The organism is Marinobacter sp. MMG032, from assembly GCF_040112695.1.
Classification (GTDB): Bacteria; Pseudomonadota; Gammaproteobacteria; order Pseudomonadales; family Oleiphilaceae; genus Marinobacter; species Marinobacter salsuginis.
In genome coordinates, this window is record NZ_CP157802.1 from 3319281 (window position 1) to 3336934 (window position 17654).

At 58.0% G+C, this 17654-nt stretch carries 16 protein-coding genes; 9 read left to right on the top strand and 7 right to left on the bottom strand.

Going from position 1 to position 17654, the window contains the following annotated elements; translation table 11 throughout:
• Positions 1 to 13 precede the first annotated feature (13 nt).
• From ABNF92_RS15270 to ABNF92_RS15280, 3 genes are all read right to left on the bottom strand, one after another.
• Positions 14 to 826 carry an ABC transporter permease gene (locus ABNF92_RS15270; RefSeq protein ID WP_349342638.1) on the bottom strand — a complete coding sequence of 271 codons (813 nt, stop codon included), beginning with the start codon at positions 824 to 826 and terminating at the stop codon, positions 14 to 16.
• A gap of 64 nt (positions 827 to 890) precedes the next feature.
• Complete coding sequence (locus ABNF92_RS15275) at positions 891 to 1907, bottom strand: fatty acid desaturase (RefSeq protein ID WP_349342639.1); 1017 nt, start codon at positions 1905 to 1907, stop codon at positions 891 to 893.
• A gap of 23 nt (positions 1908 to 1930) precedes the next feature.
• Entirely contained in the window at positions 1931 to 2803 is an 873-nt protein-coding gene (locus tag ABNF92_RS15280) for a TIM barrel protein (protein ID WP_349342640.1), read from the bottom strand.
• A gap of 254 nt (positions 2804 to 3057) precedes the next feature.
• On the opposite strand from ABNF92_RS15280, the gene ABNF92_RS15285 reads away from it, so the two are divergent.
• Positions 3058 to 3381, top strand: a complete 324-nt coding sequence (locus tag ABNF92_RS15285) for a hypothetical protein (RefSeq protein WP_349342641.1) — start codon at positions 3058 to 3060, stop codon at positions 3379 to 3381.
• 36 nt (positions 3382 to 3417) lie between these two features.
• Positions 3418 to 4323 (top strand): homocysteine S-methyltransferase family protein, encoded by a 906-nt coding sequence (locus ABNF92_RS15290; RefSeq protein WP_349342642.1) that lies wholly within the window; start codon positions 3418 to 3420, stop codon positions 4321 to 4323.
• On the opposite strand, the gene ABNF92_RS15295 is transcribed toward ABNF92_RS15290, so the two are convergent.
• Positions 4320 to 4583 (bottom strand): hypothetical protein, encoded by a 264-nt coding sequence (locus ABNF92_RS15295; RefSeq protein ID WP_227549436.1) that lies wholly within the window; start codon positions 4581 to 4583, stop codon positions 4320 to 4322. The genes ABNF92_RS15290 and ABNF92_RS15295 overlap by 4 nt on opposite strands.
• A gap of 191 nt (positions 4584 to 4774) precedes the next feature.
• Here ABNF92_RS15295 and ABNF92_RS15300 point away from each other — a divergent pair, with 191 nt between their 5' ends.
• From ABNF92_RS15300 to ABNF92_RS15310, 3 genes are all read left to right on the top strand, one after another.
• On the top strand, positions 4775 to 5635 hold the full coding sequence (locus ABNF92_RS15300; RefSeq protein ID WP_349342643.1) for a LysR substrate-binding domain-containing protein: 861 nt from the start codon (positions 4775 to 4777) through the stop codon (positions 5633 to 5635).
• Between the two features lie 66 nt (positions 5636 to 5701).
• Entirely contained in the window at positions 5702 to 7585 is a 1884-nt protein-coding gene (locus tag ABNF92_RS15305) for a monovalent cation:proton antiporter-2 (CPA2) family protein (RefSeq protein ID WP_349342644.1), read from the top strand.
• A gap of 55 nt (positions 7586 to 7640) precedes the next feature.
• Positions 7641 to 9338: a BamA/TamA family outer membrane protein gene (locus ABNF92_RS15310; RefSeq protein ID WP_349342645.1), complete on the top strand. Its 1698-nt coding sequence runs from the start codon at positions 7641 to 7643 to the stop codon at positions 9336 to 9338.
• Between the two features lie 9 nt (positions 9339 to 9347).
• Here ABNF92_RS15310 and ABNF92_RS15315 read toward each other — a convergent pair whose 3' ends face one another.
• Both ABNF92_RS15315 and ABNF92_RS15320 read right to left on the bottom strand, forming a co-directional pair.
• Positions 9348 to 12623 carry a carboxyl transferase domain-containing protein gene (locus tag ABNF92_RS15315; RefSeq protein ID WP_349342646.1) on the bottom strand — a complete coding sequence of 1092 codons (3276 nt, stop codon included), beginning with the start codon at positions 12621 to 12623 and terminating at the stop codon, positions 9348 to 9350.
• A 121-nt stretch (positions 12624 to 12744) separates the two neighbouring features.
• Entirely contained in the window at positions 12745 to 13662 is a 918-nt protein-coding gene (locus ABNF92_RS15320) for a DMT family transporter (protein WP_349342647.1), read from the bottom strand.
• Between the two features lie 122 nt (positions 13663 to 13784).
• On the opposite strand from ABNF92_RS15320, the gene ABNF92_RS15325 reads away from it, so the two are divergent.
• The 3 genes from ABNF92_RS15325 to ABNF92_RS15335 all read left to right on the top strand — a co-directional run bounded on the left by ABNF92_RS15325 (position 13785) and on the right by ABNF92_RS15335 (position 16514).
• A complete protein-coding gene (locus ABNF92_RS15325) occupies positions 13785 to 14681 on the top strand; it encodes a LysR family transcriptional regulator (protein ID WP_349342648.1) in 897 nt (298 codons plus the stop codon).
• A gap of 124 nt (positions 14682 to 14805) precedes the next feature.
• Positions 14806 to 15432 carry an NAD(P)H-dependent oxidoreductase gene (locus ABNF92_RS15330; RefSeq protein WP_069184302.1) on the top strand — a complete coding sequence of 209 codons (627 nt, stop codon included), beginning with the start codon at positions 14806 to 14808 and terminating at the stop codon, positions 15430 to 15432.
• Positions 15433 to 15548: 116 nt separating this feature from the next.
• Positions 15549 to 16514 (top strand): putative zinc-binding metallopeptidase, encoded by a 966-nt coding sequence (locus tag ABNF92_RS15335; protein ID WP_136630514.1) that lies wholly within the window; start codon positions 15549 to 15551, stop codon positions 16512 to 16514.
• A gap of 20 nt (positions 16515 to 16534) precedes the next feature.
• Here ABNF92_RS15335 and ABNF92_RS15340 read toward each other — a convergent pair whose 3' ends face one another.
• A complete protein-coding gene (locus ABNF92_RS15340) occupies positions 16535 to 17104 on the bottom strand; it encodes an NnrU family protein (RefSeq protein WP_349342649.1) in 570 nt (189 codons plus the stop codon).
• A gap of 125 nt (positions 17105 to 17229) precedes the next feature.
• Between ABNF92_RS15340 and ABNF92_RS15345 the strand changes: the two genes are divergently transcribed.
• Positions 17230 to 17643 carry a hypothetical protein gene (locus tag ABNF92_RS15345; RefSeq protein ID WP_349342650.1) on the top strand — a complete coding sequence of 138 codons (414 nt, stop codon included), beginning with the start codon at positions 17230 to 17232 and terminating at the stop codon, positions 17641 to 17643.
• The last annotated feature ends 11 nt before the right edge of the window (positions 17644 to 17654 follow it).

Here is a 17654-nt window from a genome sequence, read left to right on the forward strand (position 1 = left end):
GGTATTTCATGCTTCACTTCGCCTGTCCGAGATAGGGGAAGCACTTCCGGTAAATCAGTCGGAACAGAACATCGAACAGCAGGCCGAGCACACCGATGGTGACAATGCCCGCCATGATGTCGTCCACGTGTACAAAACGTTTGGCCCGCATCATCATCGCCCCGATACCGTCGGTCGCCGCGACAATTTCCGCGATGACCAGGTAGGTCCAGCTCACGGCCAGCATTTGCCGGCAGGTGTCCACATAGCCGGGGAGCGAGTTCCGGAACAACACGGTCCAGAGGATGATGCGCCGGCCGCCGCCCAATGTTTTAGCGGTTTCGATCAGCACCCTGGGCGTCTGCCGGGTGACGTCGGCCAGCATGATGACCAGGAAAAACACCACGCCCATCAGCAACAAGGTGATTTTCTGGCTGTCGCCGGTCCCGAGCCACATCAGAAGCAGTGGGATGAACGCCGGAGCCGGCAGGTAGCGCCAGGCTCCGAGCAATGGGTTGAGGATACTGTCCACCCGGGCGAAGGAGCCCATCAGGAGGCCTAACGGCAGGGCAATCAAGATGGCAATACCGAAGCTGATAACAATCCGGCTCACACTCGCCAACACGTCACTGAAGAACGCTTTCTCCAGAAACAATTCCCGAAGGGAGCTGAAGACAGCGGCTGGGCCGGGATACAAGCGATCAGGCGCAAGATCCATCTGGGACGTCACCTGCCACAGAGCAAGAAACGCAACCCAGCCGACGGCTCCGAGCACCAGTCGCTGACCACCGGGCACGCTCTGATTGAAATCAAACCACTTGTCCGGCTTCGGTCCGACCTTGCTCACGGTAGTCCTGGTCAGTGGTTGCGATGTGGCCTGTCCGGAGAGTTTTGCAGTCATGGGGTGAGCCTCAGAAAGCGGTCAGGAAGCTGAGTCCGTAAACGGGGACTGCTTTGCCATCCCGCAGGGCTTCGGGAACTTCCACCTGGCCGTAGGTTTCCGCGTAAATGCCCGCCAGGCGATTCCGGTGGTAGCTCCTGAGCTGTCCTCTCAGCCCTACTGTCCGGGTATAGTTGTCGCCGTAGAGTTCCCTGTGCAACGCAGGCAGCTTGTACCAGGGCATAGTCGGTTTGGTGTGGTGCGCGTTGTGATAGCAGAAGTTCAGCACCAGCAGGTTCAGCGCCGGCCAGCGACGGCTGATGAGGTTGCTGTAGGTATTGTTTTCCTCGTACTCGCGGTTGCCTTTGTAGGGAAACACAGCATCGGGATCATTCAGGTTCACCAGGATTTCATAGTTGTGCTGGTAGGCATCGAAGAAGCGGAGCACAGTGAGCATCAACAGATAGGCAACCGCATACAACAACACGGCTTTGAGGCTCCAGGAGGCCAGCGCGAGCAGAAGTAGTGTCCTGATCGCGATGACTGCCAGAGACCGTCTCCGGTGCTCGCGGTTGCCGATACTGGTGAATGGGGCAATGATCAACATGGCATGCATCACAATGTCGACAGCCGGAAAGTAACACCACTCGAGGGCAAAGACGGCTTTCTCGGTTCTTGGGTGCGCTTTGAGCCATGCCCGGTAGTCGAAGGAAATGGGGTCGGCATTGTCCACATGGTGACGCATGTGTTTGTAACGGAGGTCTTCGTAGGTGCCGTAGCAGCCGCCAGTGAGCCAGTTCAACGCCTTGCCAAGGCGGGTGTTGTACTCGGTTTTCTTGAACAAAGCATTATGTCCGCAGTCATGTATCAGGTAGGCGGCGATGACCATCCCATGGCCGCAGGCCAGGACGCCGATAATGGGCAGAAGAAAACCCGGCTGGGCCATAAGTACCCAGCCACCGATATAGGTCGTGAGGATGTAGGCCAGCACAAGCGTCAGCGGCCAGACACCGTCTGAATAGCGAAAATGCTGAGTCAGATTGAACATGGTCCTGTTCTCTCCCAGAAGGTTTAAGCGATTTTAGATGTTTTGGTTGCCGCGGACTGCCAGCGCTGGAAGTGGGCCAGTTCTTCCTCTCCAATCCAGCGGTTCAGGGACCAAAGGTCTGCGATGGGCGCCTTGGTGAAGGGCAACAGGTGCAGGTAGCCATCGGTACCGAACTCCGGAGTCATGGTGGTGACCTCCAGGCCGCGTGCTATTTGGGATTCCCAAACGGCCTCCCAACACGCCTGATGTGAGGCGAGAGCATCCGCATATTCAGGCGCGGCCGGGTGCGGTACCTGCGGCCCCTGATCGTAGCCGACGCGGGAATGAATATGGCGGGCCTGCTGGGCCGTGCGCACAATGCAGTCCCATTCGATGTGAGGGAGTCGCTCGCTGACCACGGCCCAGTGGCTGAAGTCACATGTCACATCGATGTGCGGTACTTTCTCCAGGATGGCAACGGTGTTCCATGGGCTGAAAAAGCTCCGTCCGCGATGAGTTTCGAAGCTGGCCGGGACGTTGTGTTTGTCCGCAATGTTCTGGGCTTCGGAGAAGAAACGCACGGAATCGTCAATTGGCCAGGCATCGCACCCCCCCATGACATTGACGAATTCGGGTTTCAGGCCAGTGTATGAGGCGCTGATTATCTTCGCTTCAAAGTCTTCCAGATGCTCTGTTATCGCCGCATGGCGTCTTGGCACATAACTGCCTGCCGTACAGATTTCCTGAATCCAGAGCAGTCCGTTTGCGGCGAGGGTCTCACCAAAGACTGCGGCTTCGGCCGGAGCGTCTGGTACCGGCGCTTCGATTCCTGAAAACCCCGCCTCTCTGACTTGATCAATGGCTTCTGCCAGAGAACCCTCGTGTCCCCAGAGGGTTTTGAATTGTCTTAGGTCCACAGTCGTCTCCCGAGCAACACTTGAGAATTTCCCCTGACCCGCTGCAACCGTTGTGCCATAAGTTCTAAAAGGCTTTAAATATACAAGCTGGCATGTAAGCTGCGGGGTTTGATTGGTGCTTAAGGGCTCTGTGAGTGGTAAACAATGGTGCGCCTGCACGCAGCAAGTGCACTCCCGGGGCTTTTTATTTGCGCCCGGGCTTGGGCTACCATGTCCGGCCTGACGATCATCCGGTATCAAAAGGCAACCACTTTATGTCTGAAGATCCTTTGAAAATTCTTTCCGACCTGGCCAGCGATGCCCATGCCCGCATCCAGGCAGCCCATCAGCACATCAATCCGGTGGTGGAAGTTCGCCGGGGTATGCGCGACGCCGGTGTACCCGCGGATGTGATGACCATTGACTGTTTGCGAACCCGGCGAAGAATTACGCTGATTCTTCACGATGAACAGCCTGGCGTTCTGCTATATCAGTTTGTGACCATCGAGGATGAGGTGGGCAATGACTTTCAACAGATGGCACTTGGCGACATGACAACCACCAAACTGTTCGAGTGGATTCAGGACTATTTTGGCTGACTGGCGCTAATTAAAACGCACCCTGACGAGGACTTTATGAAACCTGTTGCACTTCTCGACGGCGGCCTGGGCCAGGAAATCTATCGCAGGGCCATGAATGTTACGTCACTGCTGTGGTCGGTGGCGGTCATGCGGGAGCAACCGGAGGTTGTCACCGATGTCCACGCTGACTTCATCAGGGCGGGCGCCCGGACCCTTACACTGAACACCTATGCCGCGACGCCAACGCGACTGGCCAGAGAGGGCCTCGGCGACGAGATTGGTGCAATCCATCAGCGCGCTTTCGAGGTGTTGGAGCGAGCCATCGCGTTAACCGGCGCCGAGGTTGATATCGCCGGTTGTCTGCCACCGCTGGTTGGTAGCTACCGTGAACAACCTGCCCGGACGTTCGAGGACTTGAAGTCAGAGTTCGATGTGCTCGTGAAATTGCAGGGTGGCGCGGACGTTTTCCTTATCGAAACCATGACCAACTCGCTGGAGGCGAGCGCCGCTTGTGCTGCCGCCAGTGAATCAGGTAAGCCTTTCGGCGTGGCATTCAGGCTGGAGGCCGATCGCAAGCTCCGGTCAGGAGAAACCCTCGCAGAGGCCGTCGAAGCGGTGAAGGCGTCAGGACCAACGGCCATTATGCTCAATTGCTGCGACCCGGAAGTCATTTCGCTGGCAATGCCAGAGCTGGCCGGTTTGTTCCCATGCACCGGCGGCTACGCCAACGCGTTCAAAACGGTTGAGCCGATGGCCGGCGGAGCGCTGGTGGATGAACTGGAAGCCAGACCGGACGTTTCTCCCGGGCTATATGCGCTTCAGGTGAAGCAGTGGCTGGAGGACGGCGCAGCCGTCGTTGGCGGCTGTTGTGAAATCACGCCGGAGCACATCAGCCATCTGGCCGATGTGCTGACAGACGAGTATCGCCTTATAAAGTTCTCGGAACTGGCCCGCCGTTAACCGGCGAGTCGAGGGCTTTTCGTCCTGCGCGCTTCCATGGCACGTTTGGAGCGGCGTGCCTCGATGTATTGCATTGCATCATTCCGGATAGGAAGGTGCAGTGCCCCTTCCAGATCAAGGCGTTCGTAACCAAGATCGGAAAGCGTATCGTCTTTTTCTTTAAGCAGTGACTGCGCCATACGCCGGAATTTCTGACGCCTTGCGTACCCTTCAATCCACTGCATTGCGGCGTTTGCGTGATGCTCTGTGTGCTTCAACATGTCTACGGCCCCGAGTGTTGGTGAATGGCTTGCCGCAGCTCGTTTAGAGGTGTTGTGTTACTCGCTAACGGGTGCCTGTAGCCAATATTCTGGTGTTGTTTTTGCCTTCAATCAAACGAAAAGAATTTAAGATCTCGTTCAGTTATGCTTAAGGGAGTTGCCGGTCATCAATCCAACCGAAAGGACCGCACATGAATATGCCTCTGCTTGATAACGACGTGCTCAGGAGTTTCATTGCCATTGCGGAACACGGCACGTTCACCAGTGCCGCCAAAGCTGTGCACCGAACGCCGTCAGCCCTCAGCATGCAGATCAAACAGCTTGAACAGAACCTCGGCAAAACTCTGTTTATCCGGGAGCCCAGGAGAGTCTCTCTGACGGCGGAAGGTGAGGTTCTCCTGGATTACGGGCGCCGGCTGTTACGCCTTAATGAAGAGGCCGTGCAGCATTTCCTTGCGCCAACCCTCGAGGGGAAAGTGGGTATTGGCACTTCCGACGATGTTGGCACCCGGATTCTGCCGGACGTTCTGGCGGAATTTGCCAGATCCTACCCTGCCGTGCTGGTTGACGTTGTGGTTGGCTCTAGCAAACAGAATCTGGCGCGTCTGGATGCCGGTGAACTCGATATGACCCTGGTGACCGTGGCCGATGAGGGACGAATCCCCCGTGGCGAGGTGGTTCACGAAGAACCCCTGGTCTGGGCGGCGCGAGAGGGCTCATCGGCCTATCAGCGTTCCCCGCTGCCGATTGCCATGGCCCACGAAGGATGTGCCTGGCGGCGCATGACACTCAGGGCACTGGACAGGGCGGGCATACCCTACAGGATTGCCTACACCTGTGAGCATTGTTCCGGCCAGGAGGCCGCCATGCTGGCGGACTTGGCCGTGGCCCCGTTTCCGCAAAGCCTGATCCGCCCGCCTCTGAGAGAGGTAGCCGGTGATACCCTCCCGCAAATCGGATTCTATCAGCTGGCTTTGGTACGGCGGGGTTCAAACCCCCTGAATGATGCGCTCGCGTCTCATGTGAAAGAAGCGTTCCAGGGTCTACGCTAAACGAAGGCGCCACGAATGGACCGTTGCGCACCCCTGGCCCCCGATTTTCAATCAAGGAAACCATAGATGACAGTATATTTCGTCCAGGCGTTTATCTACCTGGTCGCAGCGGTAATTGCTGTGCCCCTGGCAAAACGACTGGGGCTCGGCTCGGTCCTCGGCTACCTGGTGGCGGGTGTGGTGATTGGTCCTGTCACCGGGCTGGTAGGGCAGGAAGCCAACACCATCCAGCATTTTGCCGAGTTTGGCGTCGTTATGATGCTGTTTCTGGTAGGCATGGAGCTCGACCCCAAGGCGCTGTGGGCCATGCGGGTCCGTCTGGTCGGTCTTGGCGGACTGCAGGTGGTGTTGACTGCGGCCGCCGGTATGGCAGTGGCTGCCTGGCTCGGGCTTCAGTGGCAGACAGCGCTTGCGGTCGGCCTGATTTTCGCCCTGTCGTCCACGGCGATTGTCCTGCAGACACTCAACGAAAAGGGATTGGTTAAAACTGAAGGCGGTCGCAGTGCCTTCTCGGTATTGCTGTTCCAGGATATTGCGGTCATTCCCATGCTCGCACTGATTCCGCTGCTGGCGTTGCCGGAACTGATGGCGGCCGGTGGGGCTGCTGAAGACCATGGAACCCGCTTGAGCCTGGTAGACAGCCTGCCAGGCTGGGCCCATGGGCTGGTTGTGGTGGGGGCCATCGCCGCCGTGGTTGTGGGTGGCCATTACCTGAGCAGGCCCCTGTTTCGGTATGTGGTGCAGTCCGGTTTGCGTGAAGTCTTTACTGCCACCGCGTTGATGCTGGTGATCGGAATTGCGGCCCTGATGAGCCTGGTGAATCTGTCTCCGGCGCTTGGGGCCTTCCTGGCCGGTGTGGTGTTGGCTAACAGTGAATTCCGGCATGAGCTGGAAGCGAATATTGAGCCGTTCAAGGGACTGCTTCTGGGCCTGTTCTTTATTACCGTGGGCGCGGGCATCAATTTTGACGTTCTGGCTGAGCAATGGGGCACGGTGGTGTCCCTTGCGGTGTCCGTGATTGTCGTCAAGGCCGCGATTCTGCTGGGCCTGGCGTTGCTGTTCAGGGTTCATGGCAGTAATGGCTGGCTGTTCACGCTATCTCTGGCTCAGGCTGGTGAATTTGGCTTTGTGCTTCTGACCTACAGCGTCCAGAACAACGTGATTCCTGTGGACACCTCCCAGATTCTGTCCCTGGTAGTCGCGCTGTCCATGTTCCTGACACCGTTGCTGTTTATTGTCTATGACCGGCTGGTGTTGCCGCGCTACCGGCGATCCCAGAACGATGAGCGGGAGGCGGATACCATCGACGAGCAGGCGCCGGTTATCGTCGCCGGAGTTGGTCGTTTCGGCCAGATAGTCTGCCGGTTGTTGCGGGCCAACAATGTCCCGATTGTTGCGCTGGACCATGAGATTGAACAGATCGAGAACCTCCGGCAAATCAATATCAAGAGTTTCTTCGGTGACGCCAGCCGGCCGGATTTGCTGGAGACCGCCGGCATCGAACAGGCCCGCTTGCTTGTGGTGGCTATCGACGATCGGGACCGTTCGGTCCAGATGGTGGAGCACGTAAAGCAGTTTTTCCCCGGTGTCTGGGTGTTGGCACGGGCTTTCGACCGGGGGCACGGCTACCGGTTGAGGGAAGCAGGTGCCGATGATGTCGTGAGTGAAACCTATCATTCGGCACTTGAGCTCGGCGGTCATGCATTGACCGCCATGGGGGTCCATCCGATGCGTGCCCGCCAGATGACCTGGGCATTTCTCGACAACGAAAAAGCCCACGAGGATGAGTTGTTCGAAGCCTGGAAAGAAATCGAGGAAGGTATCCGGTTCAGCCCCCGTTATGGTGAACTGTTCATGAAGCTGGAAGAAGCACTTAGTAGCGCCATGCACCGTGACTGGGAAGAGCCGAAACAGGAGGATGTTCCTGTATGGCGACCGCCCGACCGCTGACAGTGAAGCAACGCTGGGCTAGATTATTGTCGGTGCGGCTGTTGAGGTGATTGTGGTGTTCAGGAAAACGCTTGTTGTTTCAGGTCTGGTTTTCGCAGGGTCCTGCGCTGCTGCCGAATCGGACAGATACAACTGCATTGCCAGCAACATTCAGCCGGAAGCCATTGATCTGGACAAACCGAGGGACCAACTCGCCCGTCAGAACGATCTGGTCATTCCGGAGGGCGCGCGCATCGGTAGCATCCGCATTCTTCGCCGTCCGATCTTTGATACCACCGATCCGGAGCAGAACAACGCGCTGTATCGAACCCTGAACGCCCTCAACACGCCTACCTGGGAATCTGCGCTGCGGGCCCAGCTGGTGTTCGAGCAAGGCGACGTCTACGAGCCAGAGCTTATTTCCGAATCCGAGCGGGTGTTGCGCCAGCGCGAGTACCTGACCGCAGCCTGGGTGGGCGTTACCCGGGTTTGTGGAGACGAACTTGAGGTGAGTGTTCTGACGCGGGATACCTGGACGCTTTTCCCCAGCGTTGGTGTGTCGCGATCCGGAGGTGAGAACACTACCAACTTCGGGCTTTCTGATCCCAACTTTGCGGGGTCAGGCAAAAGCCTCGGCATCGGCTATGCGAAAGACCCGGACCGCACCGAAACCAGTCTGTATTTTGATGATCCGAACGTCCTGGGCTCCCACTGGCAGGCCGGGTTCTCGTTCGATGAACGGAGCGACGGCCGGGGCCGAGGCGCTTACCTGGAAAGGCCTTTCTTCAGCGAAACCACCAACTGGCGATTTGGCCTGAGTGGTATCGACGATGTCCGGGAGGAATCCCGCTACGTAGGGGCGGAGGCCATTGCAGATTATCGGCGCAGCCACGAATTTTTCAGCATCGATGGAGGATGGCGCCTGGCTGAGAAGGACGACCGGCAACTGAGATTGCTTGCAGGCTACCGCTACGATGCACTGGTATTCGACCGTTTACCCGACGAACCCAATCTCGACATCCTGCCGGAAGACAGAACCCTGAGTTATCCCTGGATTGGCTTCGATTACCGCCAGAATCGCTTCCGGGAAATGACCAACCTGACCCGGCTTCAGAGGGTCGAAGATGTGCGGGATGGCTTCGTGTGGCGTACCGAGCTGGGTTATTCCGGCAGCGGGCTGGGTGCCACTGAGGATCGTGTGGTTCTCAATATGGATTTCCGGGATGTGCTGCACGTAACCCAGACCAATTATGCCAGCTATACCCTCAGCCAGAGCGGCACCTACCGCCTCGACGAGGACCGGGTGGAAAACCTGCTGGGTACAGCAAGCGTGCGATACTTTCATGGCGGCTCGGAACGCTGGAACAGCTGGTACACCAACCTGGCGTTCACCGCAGCGCACAATCTGACGGCCGATCAGCAGCTGCTCATCGGGGGCGAGAACGGGCTGCGCGGTTACCCAAGTGAGTACCAGCAGGGCAATCGCCGGGTGCTCTGGACCCTGGAGAGGCGCTACTTCCCGGATTGGCATCCGTTCCAGTTGTTCCGGGTGGGCGGCGTGGTGTTTACTGACGTCGGCCGGGCCTGGTTCACCGACGACCGGAATAGTGGTCCTGACGAAGGGGTGCTGAAAGATGTCGGCTTTGGCATGAGGCTGGCGTCCAGCCGCATCGAGGTGCAACGGATGCTGCACCTCGACTTTGCCTTCCCGCTGGACGGCGACGATAGTATTGATGAATTTCAGATACTGTTGCGGGGTCGAAGCCAGTTCTGACCCTCCGGGTCACCAGGTATCGATGAATTTTCCGTGATCCCCAGAGTGCGTGCCGGCAGTGGAATTCAGCCCCCGGACCAGCCAGGCCCGTGTTTCCTGCGGGTCAATCACCGCATCAATCTCCAGGTAGCTGGCCACATTGAGTGCTTTGCCCTGCTCATAGGCCTTGGCAACCAGCGTATCGAACATGGTTTTTCGCGATTCTTCGTCGGGCTGGGCGGCCAGCTCCTTGGCAAAACCCAGACGCACGGCGCCCTCCCAGCCCATGGGGCCGAACTCGCCACTGGGCCAGGCAGCCGTAAAGAACGGCGTTAGCATGCTGCCCGCAGCCATGGCCTGGGCGCCAAGGCCGTAGGCCTTGCGCAGAACCACGGTGAAGAAGGGCACATTGAGCCCGGCTGCTGCCACGAACATGCGCGAGACATGGCGAATGGTGGCCTGTTTTTCCGCTTCAGGTCCCACCATGAATCCTGGCGTATCGCACAATGACAGGAGCGGAAGATTGTGGGCGTTGCACAGCTGCATGAATCGGGCGGCCTTGTCGCCTGCGCTGGCATCAACCGCACCTCCCAGGTGGGCGGGATTGTTGGCGATCAGCCCCATGGGGCGGCCTTCAATACGGACCAGGGCCGTGATCAGGCCTGGCGCGAATTGCCTGCGCAGTTCCAGAACGCTGTCCTGATCGGCCAGGGTTTCGATGACCTGGCGGATATCGTAGACCCGCATTCGGTTTTCCGGAATCAGGTGGCGGAGCCGTCGTTGATCGGCGCACTGCCAGTCCTTCCCGCTGCCCTGGAAGTAAGACAGGTACTGCTTCGCAACGCGAACAGCTTCGGCTTCATCCTTGACCAGGACATCAATCACCCCGTTGGGCGCCATGACGGAAGCCGGCCCTACCTCTTCCGGTCTGAAGCGCCCAAGGCCGCCGCCTTCGATCATCGCGGGCCCGGCCATACCCAGATTGGCGTCTTCGGTGGCAATGATGGTGTCGCAGCAGCCAAGCAGCGCCGCGTTGCCCGCATAGCAACGGCCGGACACAATACCTAGCGTGGGCACAACGCCGGATAGCCGGGCCATACTGACAAACGTATGGCAGTCCAGAAAGGATACGCCGTTGGTATCTGTGTCGGAGGGGCGACCACCGCCGCCTTCTGCGAACAGAACCAGCGGGATTCGCCATTGCTCCGCCAGAGCAAGAATACGGTCTGCCTTGCGGTGATTGGCCAGCCCCTGGGTGCCGGCGAACACGGTGTAATCGTAAGCCATGGCGGCACAACGGCCGGCTTCCGGGCCAAACATCGGCGCGTTCACGGTGCCGATAGCGGTAATCAGCCCATCCGCCGGGCTCATTTCAACCAGTTTGTCCACCGAACGTCGGCGGCGCTGTGCCGCCAGTGCCAGGGCTCCGTACTCATTGAAGCTGTCCGGGTCGAGCAGGTCTTCAACGTTTTCTCGGGCGGTTCGCTGGGCCGCTTTGTGCCGTTTTGCGACGGCCTCCGGTCGGCGCTCATCAGTCAGCAGGTCGTGTCGCTCCAGAACCTCGGCCAGATCGGCTCGAATGTACTCCAGATCGACCGTCTCTTCATTCTGCATGCCACTGGCGTCTACTTCAGCGGGTTCCAGATAGACCATTGCCTGGCCTTCGTTCACCGTTGCTCCCGGTTCTGCGGCAAGCGTGTGGACGATGCCGGACTCGGTTGCCTTGACCACGAATTCCATTTTCATGGCTTCAAGCACCGCGATTGGGTCGCCGATGGCAACAGAATCTCCGGGTGAAACGTCAAAACTGACGACCGTGCCTGAGCTGGGCGCTTCAATGCCGATGGTACCCGCCGGTGCGAGTGAGGAGTCCGGTCTCCTGGCTTCCTCCGCGCTGAATGTGTTGCCAAAGTGCAGGTGCGGATGGGCGTTTTTGGTCTCTACCGGAACAAGGGTATTCAGATTATCTTCAACAAAGCGGGTGGAAACCGTCCAGGTTTCGACGCCGGAGTGGCGAACCAGATTCTGCAGCAGACCAATATTGGAGCTGACCCCGGTTAGCCGGAACTCACACAGGGCGCGATAAAGTCGCCGAAGTGTTGAAGGGTAATCGCTGCCTTGGGCCACCAGCTTGGCGAGCAGGGAGTCAAACGATGGGGAGATGGTGTAACCGGCATAACCATAGCCATCGACCCGTAAACCCGGGCCTGAGGGCGGCTCGTAGGTGCCGAGTGTGCCAGTTGCCGCGTTGGCACGCCCATCGGAGTGAAGCGTCTCGGTGTTGATTCGCGCCTGGATCGCAAATCCCCGCACCGTCGGTGCTGACCCAAGACCCAGATCCGCAAGGCTGTGGCCTGCGAGTAACTGCAGTTGGGTTTGCACCAGATCAACACCCGTAATCTCTTCGGTGATCGTGTGCTCAACCTGGATGCGGGGGTTGGCTTCCATGAAATAGAAACGGCCAGGCTGGTCCTGGTCCACCAGAAACTCAAAGGTTCCCAGGCCGCGGTAGTTAACGGAGCTGGCCAGCCTGAGGGCGCAGTCGATCATGGCATCACGGATCGAGGCGTCCAGTGAAGGACTCGGCGCAATCTCGATCAGTTTCTGGTTGCGCCGCTGGAGGCTGCAGTCCCGCTCCCAGAGGTGGCTGACGGCTCCGGTACCATCGCCAACTACCTGGATTTCAATGTGTCTCGCCCGCCCGATGAGCTGTTCAATGTAGAGCGATCCGCTGCCGAACGCCGCTTGGGCCTCGGACTGGCAGCGCTGGAAAGCCTGCTCGAGCTCTGTCTCGGCGTGAACGGCCCGCATGCCCCGGCCGCCGCCACCGGCAATGGCCTTGAGCATCAGAGGGCCATGTTCCCTCAGAAAAGCCTGGGCTTCGCCAAGGCTCACCGGCTTGTTGATTCCCTTGATCAAAGGAACCTTGCAGTTCTCGGCCAGATCCCGGGCTGCCGATTTGTCGCCAAACCCTTCCAACACCTCTGGTGACGGGCCAATAAAGACCAGACCGGCATGCTCGCATTCGCGGGCAAAACCGGCGTTTTCCGCCAGAAACCCGTAGCCCGGATGGATCGCATCGCAGCCATGGGTCTTTGCAATGTCTATCAGCTGTGCCCCGTCAAGATAGGCCTTTACGCCACGGCCCGTAAGAGCCACTGCCTCATCGGCCATACGGGTATGCAGACTGGCGGCATCGTCTTCAGAGAATACAGTGACCGCGTGCATACCCAGTTCGCTGCAGGCTCTGGCAATACGGATGGCGATCTCGCCGCGATTGGCAATCAGTACGGAGCGGAAAGTCATGGTGCCTGGTTCCCCGGGTGTGGTTCTTCTTGTTGGTGACAGAAGTCACCATCCTAGGAACGGCTCCCTGATGAGGCAAATGAATTTGTTTGAGCGATGGTTATGAATCTGGCTGATGGTTTCAGGTTGTTTTGGTTTGTGGGCTCTTCCTGTTGCTTACCCTGAGCCCAACAATCACCATGAAGGCTCCCAGCCAGATGGTTAACGAGTAGTTCTCCCTGAACCAGATAACCCCGATCAGCAATCCGAACACGGCCGCTACTGCACCGAGCTGACTGTAAAAAACCGGGTTGGAGCGACGCTGAAGCTCAAAGGCGCAAAGGTAGGTCAGCGCGGTTAGTAGTCCCTGCAGAACCACAATGCCAATAAGATCCGATCCTGTGCCCTTCGGAAAAATAGGGGTGTCCGTCAGGCTGGCGACCAGGGCAAGCGTGAAGGCCGACGCCAGCAGCGTACCCGATGCAAGGACCATGGGTTTTACATCATCAGGCCAGGCGACTGAGCGATAGACGTTACCGATGGATAGCATCGCCGGGATAATCAGGCCCATGGCGATCCAGATTATGTTCGGGCTGCTGATCTCCGAATGACGTTGCAGCACAATCCAGGCGCAGGCGACGACCGCAATAGACAACCCAGCCAGTTTGATCCAGCTTCGTTTTTCCAGGCCGATGCTGGTGGCGAGCAGGAACGTAAAGATTGGGGGGAGGGCATACATGATTCCCGTGAAACCGGCTCCGAGTTTGGTCACCAGATAAAATCCGATCACATTCGGGATCGCGATACCGGTCAAGCCGCTGATGAGGAAATAGCGGGTCAGGCGACGTTCCAGCAGAGAACGGCGTTTTTGGGAGCACAACAGTAGAACGGCTCCTGCAATGAGCGTTTGCCAGAAGGCATAGGTGACGGCAGGCATACCCTGGGATGTTGCCGCTTTCGCCAGCGCCAGCATCAGTGCAATCAGAAATCCGTTGGCCAGCAGTAGGCCCCAGATCAGGGCTTGGGGAGGGATAAAGGAACGCTGCGCTGTCGCTATCATCACTGAATGCTCCGGTTGGTGAGGCGGGTTGTTGATACTCAGTGTGCAGCAATCGATTGGGTTGATAATTGGGTCTGGGCGAATAATACTCCTTCCAAATCAGAAATAATCAGGAGTTTTAAGTGGCTACGGACAAGCTGGTGGCAATGAAAATTTTCAGGCGCGTTGCAGAGCTGGGTAGTTTCACCCGGGCTGCGGATGACCTGGATATAACCGCTGCAACGGTGAGTAAGCATATTGCCTTTCTGGAACGGGATCTGGATACCAGGCTGATAAACCGCACCACCCGCCGCATGAACCTGACTGGTGCCGGGCTCGCTTTTCTGCAACGTACTCAGGCGTTGTTGGATGATCTGGACGAGGCAGAGCTTGAGACAAGAGGGTTGCAGGCAGAGCCTCGAGGCACGATCAGGCTGAACGTTCCCATGTCGTTCGGGTTGACCCACATAACTGAGGCCATCGACAGCTTTCTCCGCCTTTATCCTGACATTGACGTTGACCTCCAGCTCACCGATCGCATGGTTGACCTGGTGGAGCAGGGCGTAGACATCGCCATTCGGGTTCGAAGCTCTTTGGCCGATTCCACCCTCATGGCAAGACCGCTCAGAACATCCAGAAATATCGTATGCGCATCACCGGCGTATCTGGAGAACGCACCTGAGGTTCATGTCCCGAATGATTTGGCAGGGCACAACTGTCTGACGTTCAGTCTTCACGACAGGCCCAGGGTCTGGGAGCTCGGCGATCAGGAAGTGATGGTCAGCGGTAACTATCGGACAGACAGCAGCCTTGCGATTCGCCAGAGTCTGTTGAGAGGGACTGGTATTGGCTTCTTACCGCGCTTTCTGGTGCAGGGCGATATTGAAAAAGGCGTCCTGGTTCCGTTGTTGACCAATTTCCCGCCCAAGCCCTATACCGTATTCGCCCTGTTTCCGCCGGGGCGCAAACAACCCACCAAGGTTCGCCTGCTGCTTGAGCACCTGGACAAGCACCTGGGCGAGAAACCTTATTGGGAATAGCGCTGATCCCGTGGCTTAACTTCTCGCTATTTCCATTTTGGAAAATATGTAGTTCTATTCCATCCGTTTTTTAGGGCTCACCGGTTCCATAGAGTGGTTACCTCGATCTGAAGGAGGCAACCCTATGAACATACACGAAGCCCTGGACTGGCGTTACGCCGTCCGCGAGTTTTCACCAGAAAAGCTTGATGGCCAAACGGTGGAAACACTGGTGGATGCAGCCCGCAAGAGCGCATCTTCCTATGGACTGCAGCCATACAAAATTCTGATTGTTGAGAGCAAGTCGGTCCGGAAGGATTTGCTGCCTTATTCGTATGGCCAGCAGAAGGTCTTGGACTGCTCGCATTTGATTGTTTTTGCAGCGCAGACAGACATTGGTGATCACACCGTCGACAGGTATGTCACGCAGTTTGAGAAAACCCGGAGCGTACCTGCGGCGGAGATCTCGGGCTATGTGACTCACATGAAAGAGGCACTCGCATCCAAGTCGCAAGCAGAGAAGCAGGCGTGGGCGCACCAGCAAGCCTATATTGCCCTGGGCACGCTGCTCACCGCGGCCGCCTCCATGCGGATCGACAGCTGCCCGATGACCGGTTTTGACCACAACGCCTATGATGACGTGCTGGGGTTGGCAGAGTTGGGGCTGGAGAGCTCGGCGATTGTTGCCTTGGGTTACCGCAGTGCCCGAGACCGGAGTTCTGGCTTGCCGAAAGTGCGTTTTGATTACGACGATCTGGTCATCACGATGTAAGGTTTGGCCGGGCCGATTGGCCTCTCTGGCTGGTGTTCCTTGGCTATAGGGTATAGGTTCGGGAGAACGGCGACACATTCTCGAGCAAACTGCCGTGTAAAAGGAGCACCAGCTCTATGAAGGTTTTCTCCAACCCGGTTGGTTCCGGAAATCTGTGGTTTGACAATCTCACCACTGCCGAGGGCACGCCGGTCGCTTACGATCCACAGGCCAGGGCGTTCGTCCCCATGCCGCCTTTCTGCGTGAATCGGGATATTATCGGCTGCAACTGGATTGCGCCTGAGAAAGGGGCTTTCTGCAGGTCGTGCGCGATGACAGCGCTGGCGCCGGACCCGAACATTCCCCATGCCATGCCGAACTGGGCCGAGACTGAGGCTGCGAAACGGTGGGTGCTCGATAACCTCGGGCGCTGGCACTGGTTTCGCCCGGAGGATCCGGGCACCCGCCCGGTTTTTCATATGTTGGCGGAGGGGCTGACCCCGGTTGCCATGGGGCACGCCAATGGTGTGGTTACCATCAGTGTTGCAGAGGCGGATCCGGTGGTTCGTACCACCCGACGACAAGCCCTCGATGAACCCTACCGCACCATGGTTGGCCATATGCGCCATGAGATCGCTCATATGCTCTGGTGGCGTCTGAGTTTGCGGGAAGATTTTCTGGATGCGTTCCGGGAAATGTTTGGTGATGAGCGCGCCGATTATCCGGCGGCCCTTGAGCATCACTATCATAACGGTCCGCCAGAGGACTGGAGGCTGTTCTACCTGACCAGTTACGCCTCGGCACATCCTCATGAGGACTGGGCAGAGACTGCCGCGCACCTGCTCCACCTGACAGACATCACCGACAGCCTGGTGTCATCGGGGCTGACATCGCCGGAAGTGCCCAGACAGGGCTGGGATCCTTACGCCGAGCCCGACACAGCCATGCTGATTAACGTCGCGGCGTCGCTGGCCATTCGGGTCAACCATGTGAACCGCTCCATGGGCCTTTCTGACCTGTACCCGTTTGTGTTGTCAGAAACGGCGCAACGCAAACTCGCGTTCGTGCACGACTGGTTGCGCCGGGGCGCCCAGGGCCTCTAGTGAGAGTTTGCGCCGGCCAATCAGGCTGGCGCCACACCAAACAGCCACTGGTGGGCCCACACCACCATAACCACATACACTGCCAGGCCGCCGGCGACTGCAATAACGTCATTGGCTTTGGTTGCTGGCAGCGTTGGAATGGCCCGCTGGGTTCTGCGCTTCATGGAGATCCGGTCGGCAACGGCCCAAGCCAGGAACGAGCCGAACAGCAGAAGATCGTGGAGCATTCCGTTTGCGAGAAGGTGTGCCAGCGCCCAGAGTTTGACAGCAGCCAGCATGGGATGCCCCAGCTTCGCCTTGATCTTTCCCGGGAAGTAGGTAGCAAACAGCAGCGGGAATAAAGGTACCAGAAGCAGGAAGGCCACGTGCTTTAGCCAGGCGGGTGGCACATAGATCACCGTCGGATCCATCCGTGCTGCACCATAACCCCAGACGATCAGAACCAGACCTATCAGGGACACTACAGAATAAAGTCCTTTGAAGGCTCCCTCGCCCATAGAGGCATTCAGCCGGTTGCGCAGGGGCTCGTTTACGATGGAGAGCGAATGCACGCCGAGAAACAGAATCAGACCAACAATCAGTGTGGCCATTTGCAGAACTCCTTGTGGCTTTTGGAGGGTGGTTCCTGAGTGTCAGGGCCGTTGTCCGTAGCGGGCCCCAATGCATTGAGTCCCGGGTAGTATAGGAAACCGGGACAGAACATGCCTGAGCGTTTATGATCGGCGATCTGATTCACCGGATTGAAAAGGCCCCTATGAAGTTTCCAAAGGTGACTGTTGTACTGGTATCTGCCGCCCTGCTGTTTGTTCTCTGGGACCAGACCCGCGAACAGCCCGACCCCATCGACGCAAGCCGCCTTTCCAACTTGCGGGCCAATCCCGTTGAACTCAGTGCTGCAGTCGACTGGATTTTCGGGCAGATTCCGGACTTCTGCTCGGATGTTACGGGCGAGAGTAGTGGCGCGACGGCCCAGTCTGATTGCGTCGAAAAAGCCGAAGCTCGAACCTCTACGTGTCGGCGGATGCTTTACGATAGATTCCCGAGTGTTGTTGCCTCGGAGGCGGTATTCCGGGATGTTTCGCTCACGGCCATGGCGTGTCTGGTGCCCCGATCAGGAATCGTGAACTAGCCAACGGTTCT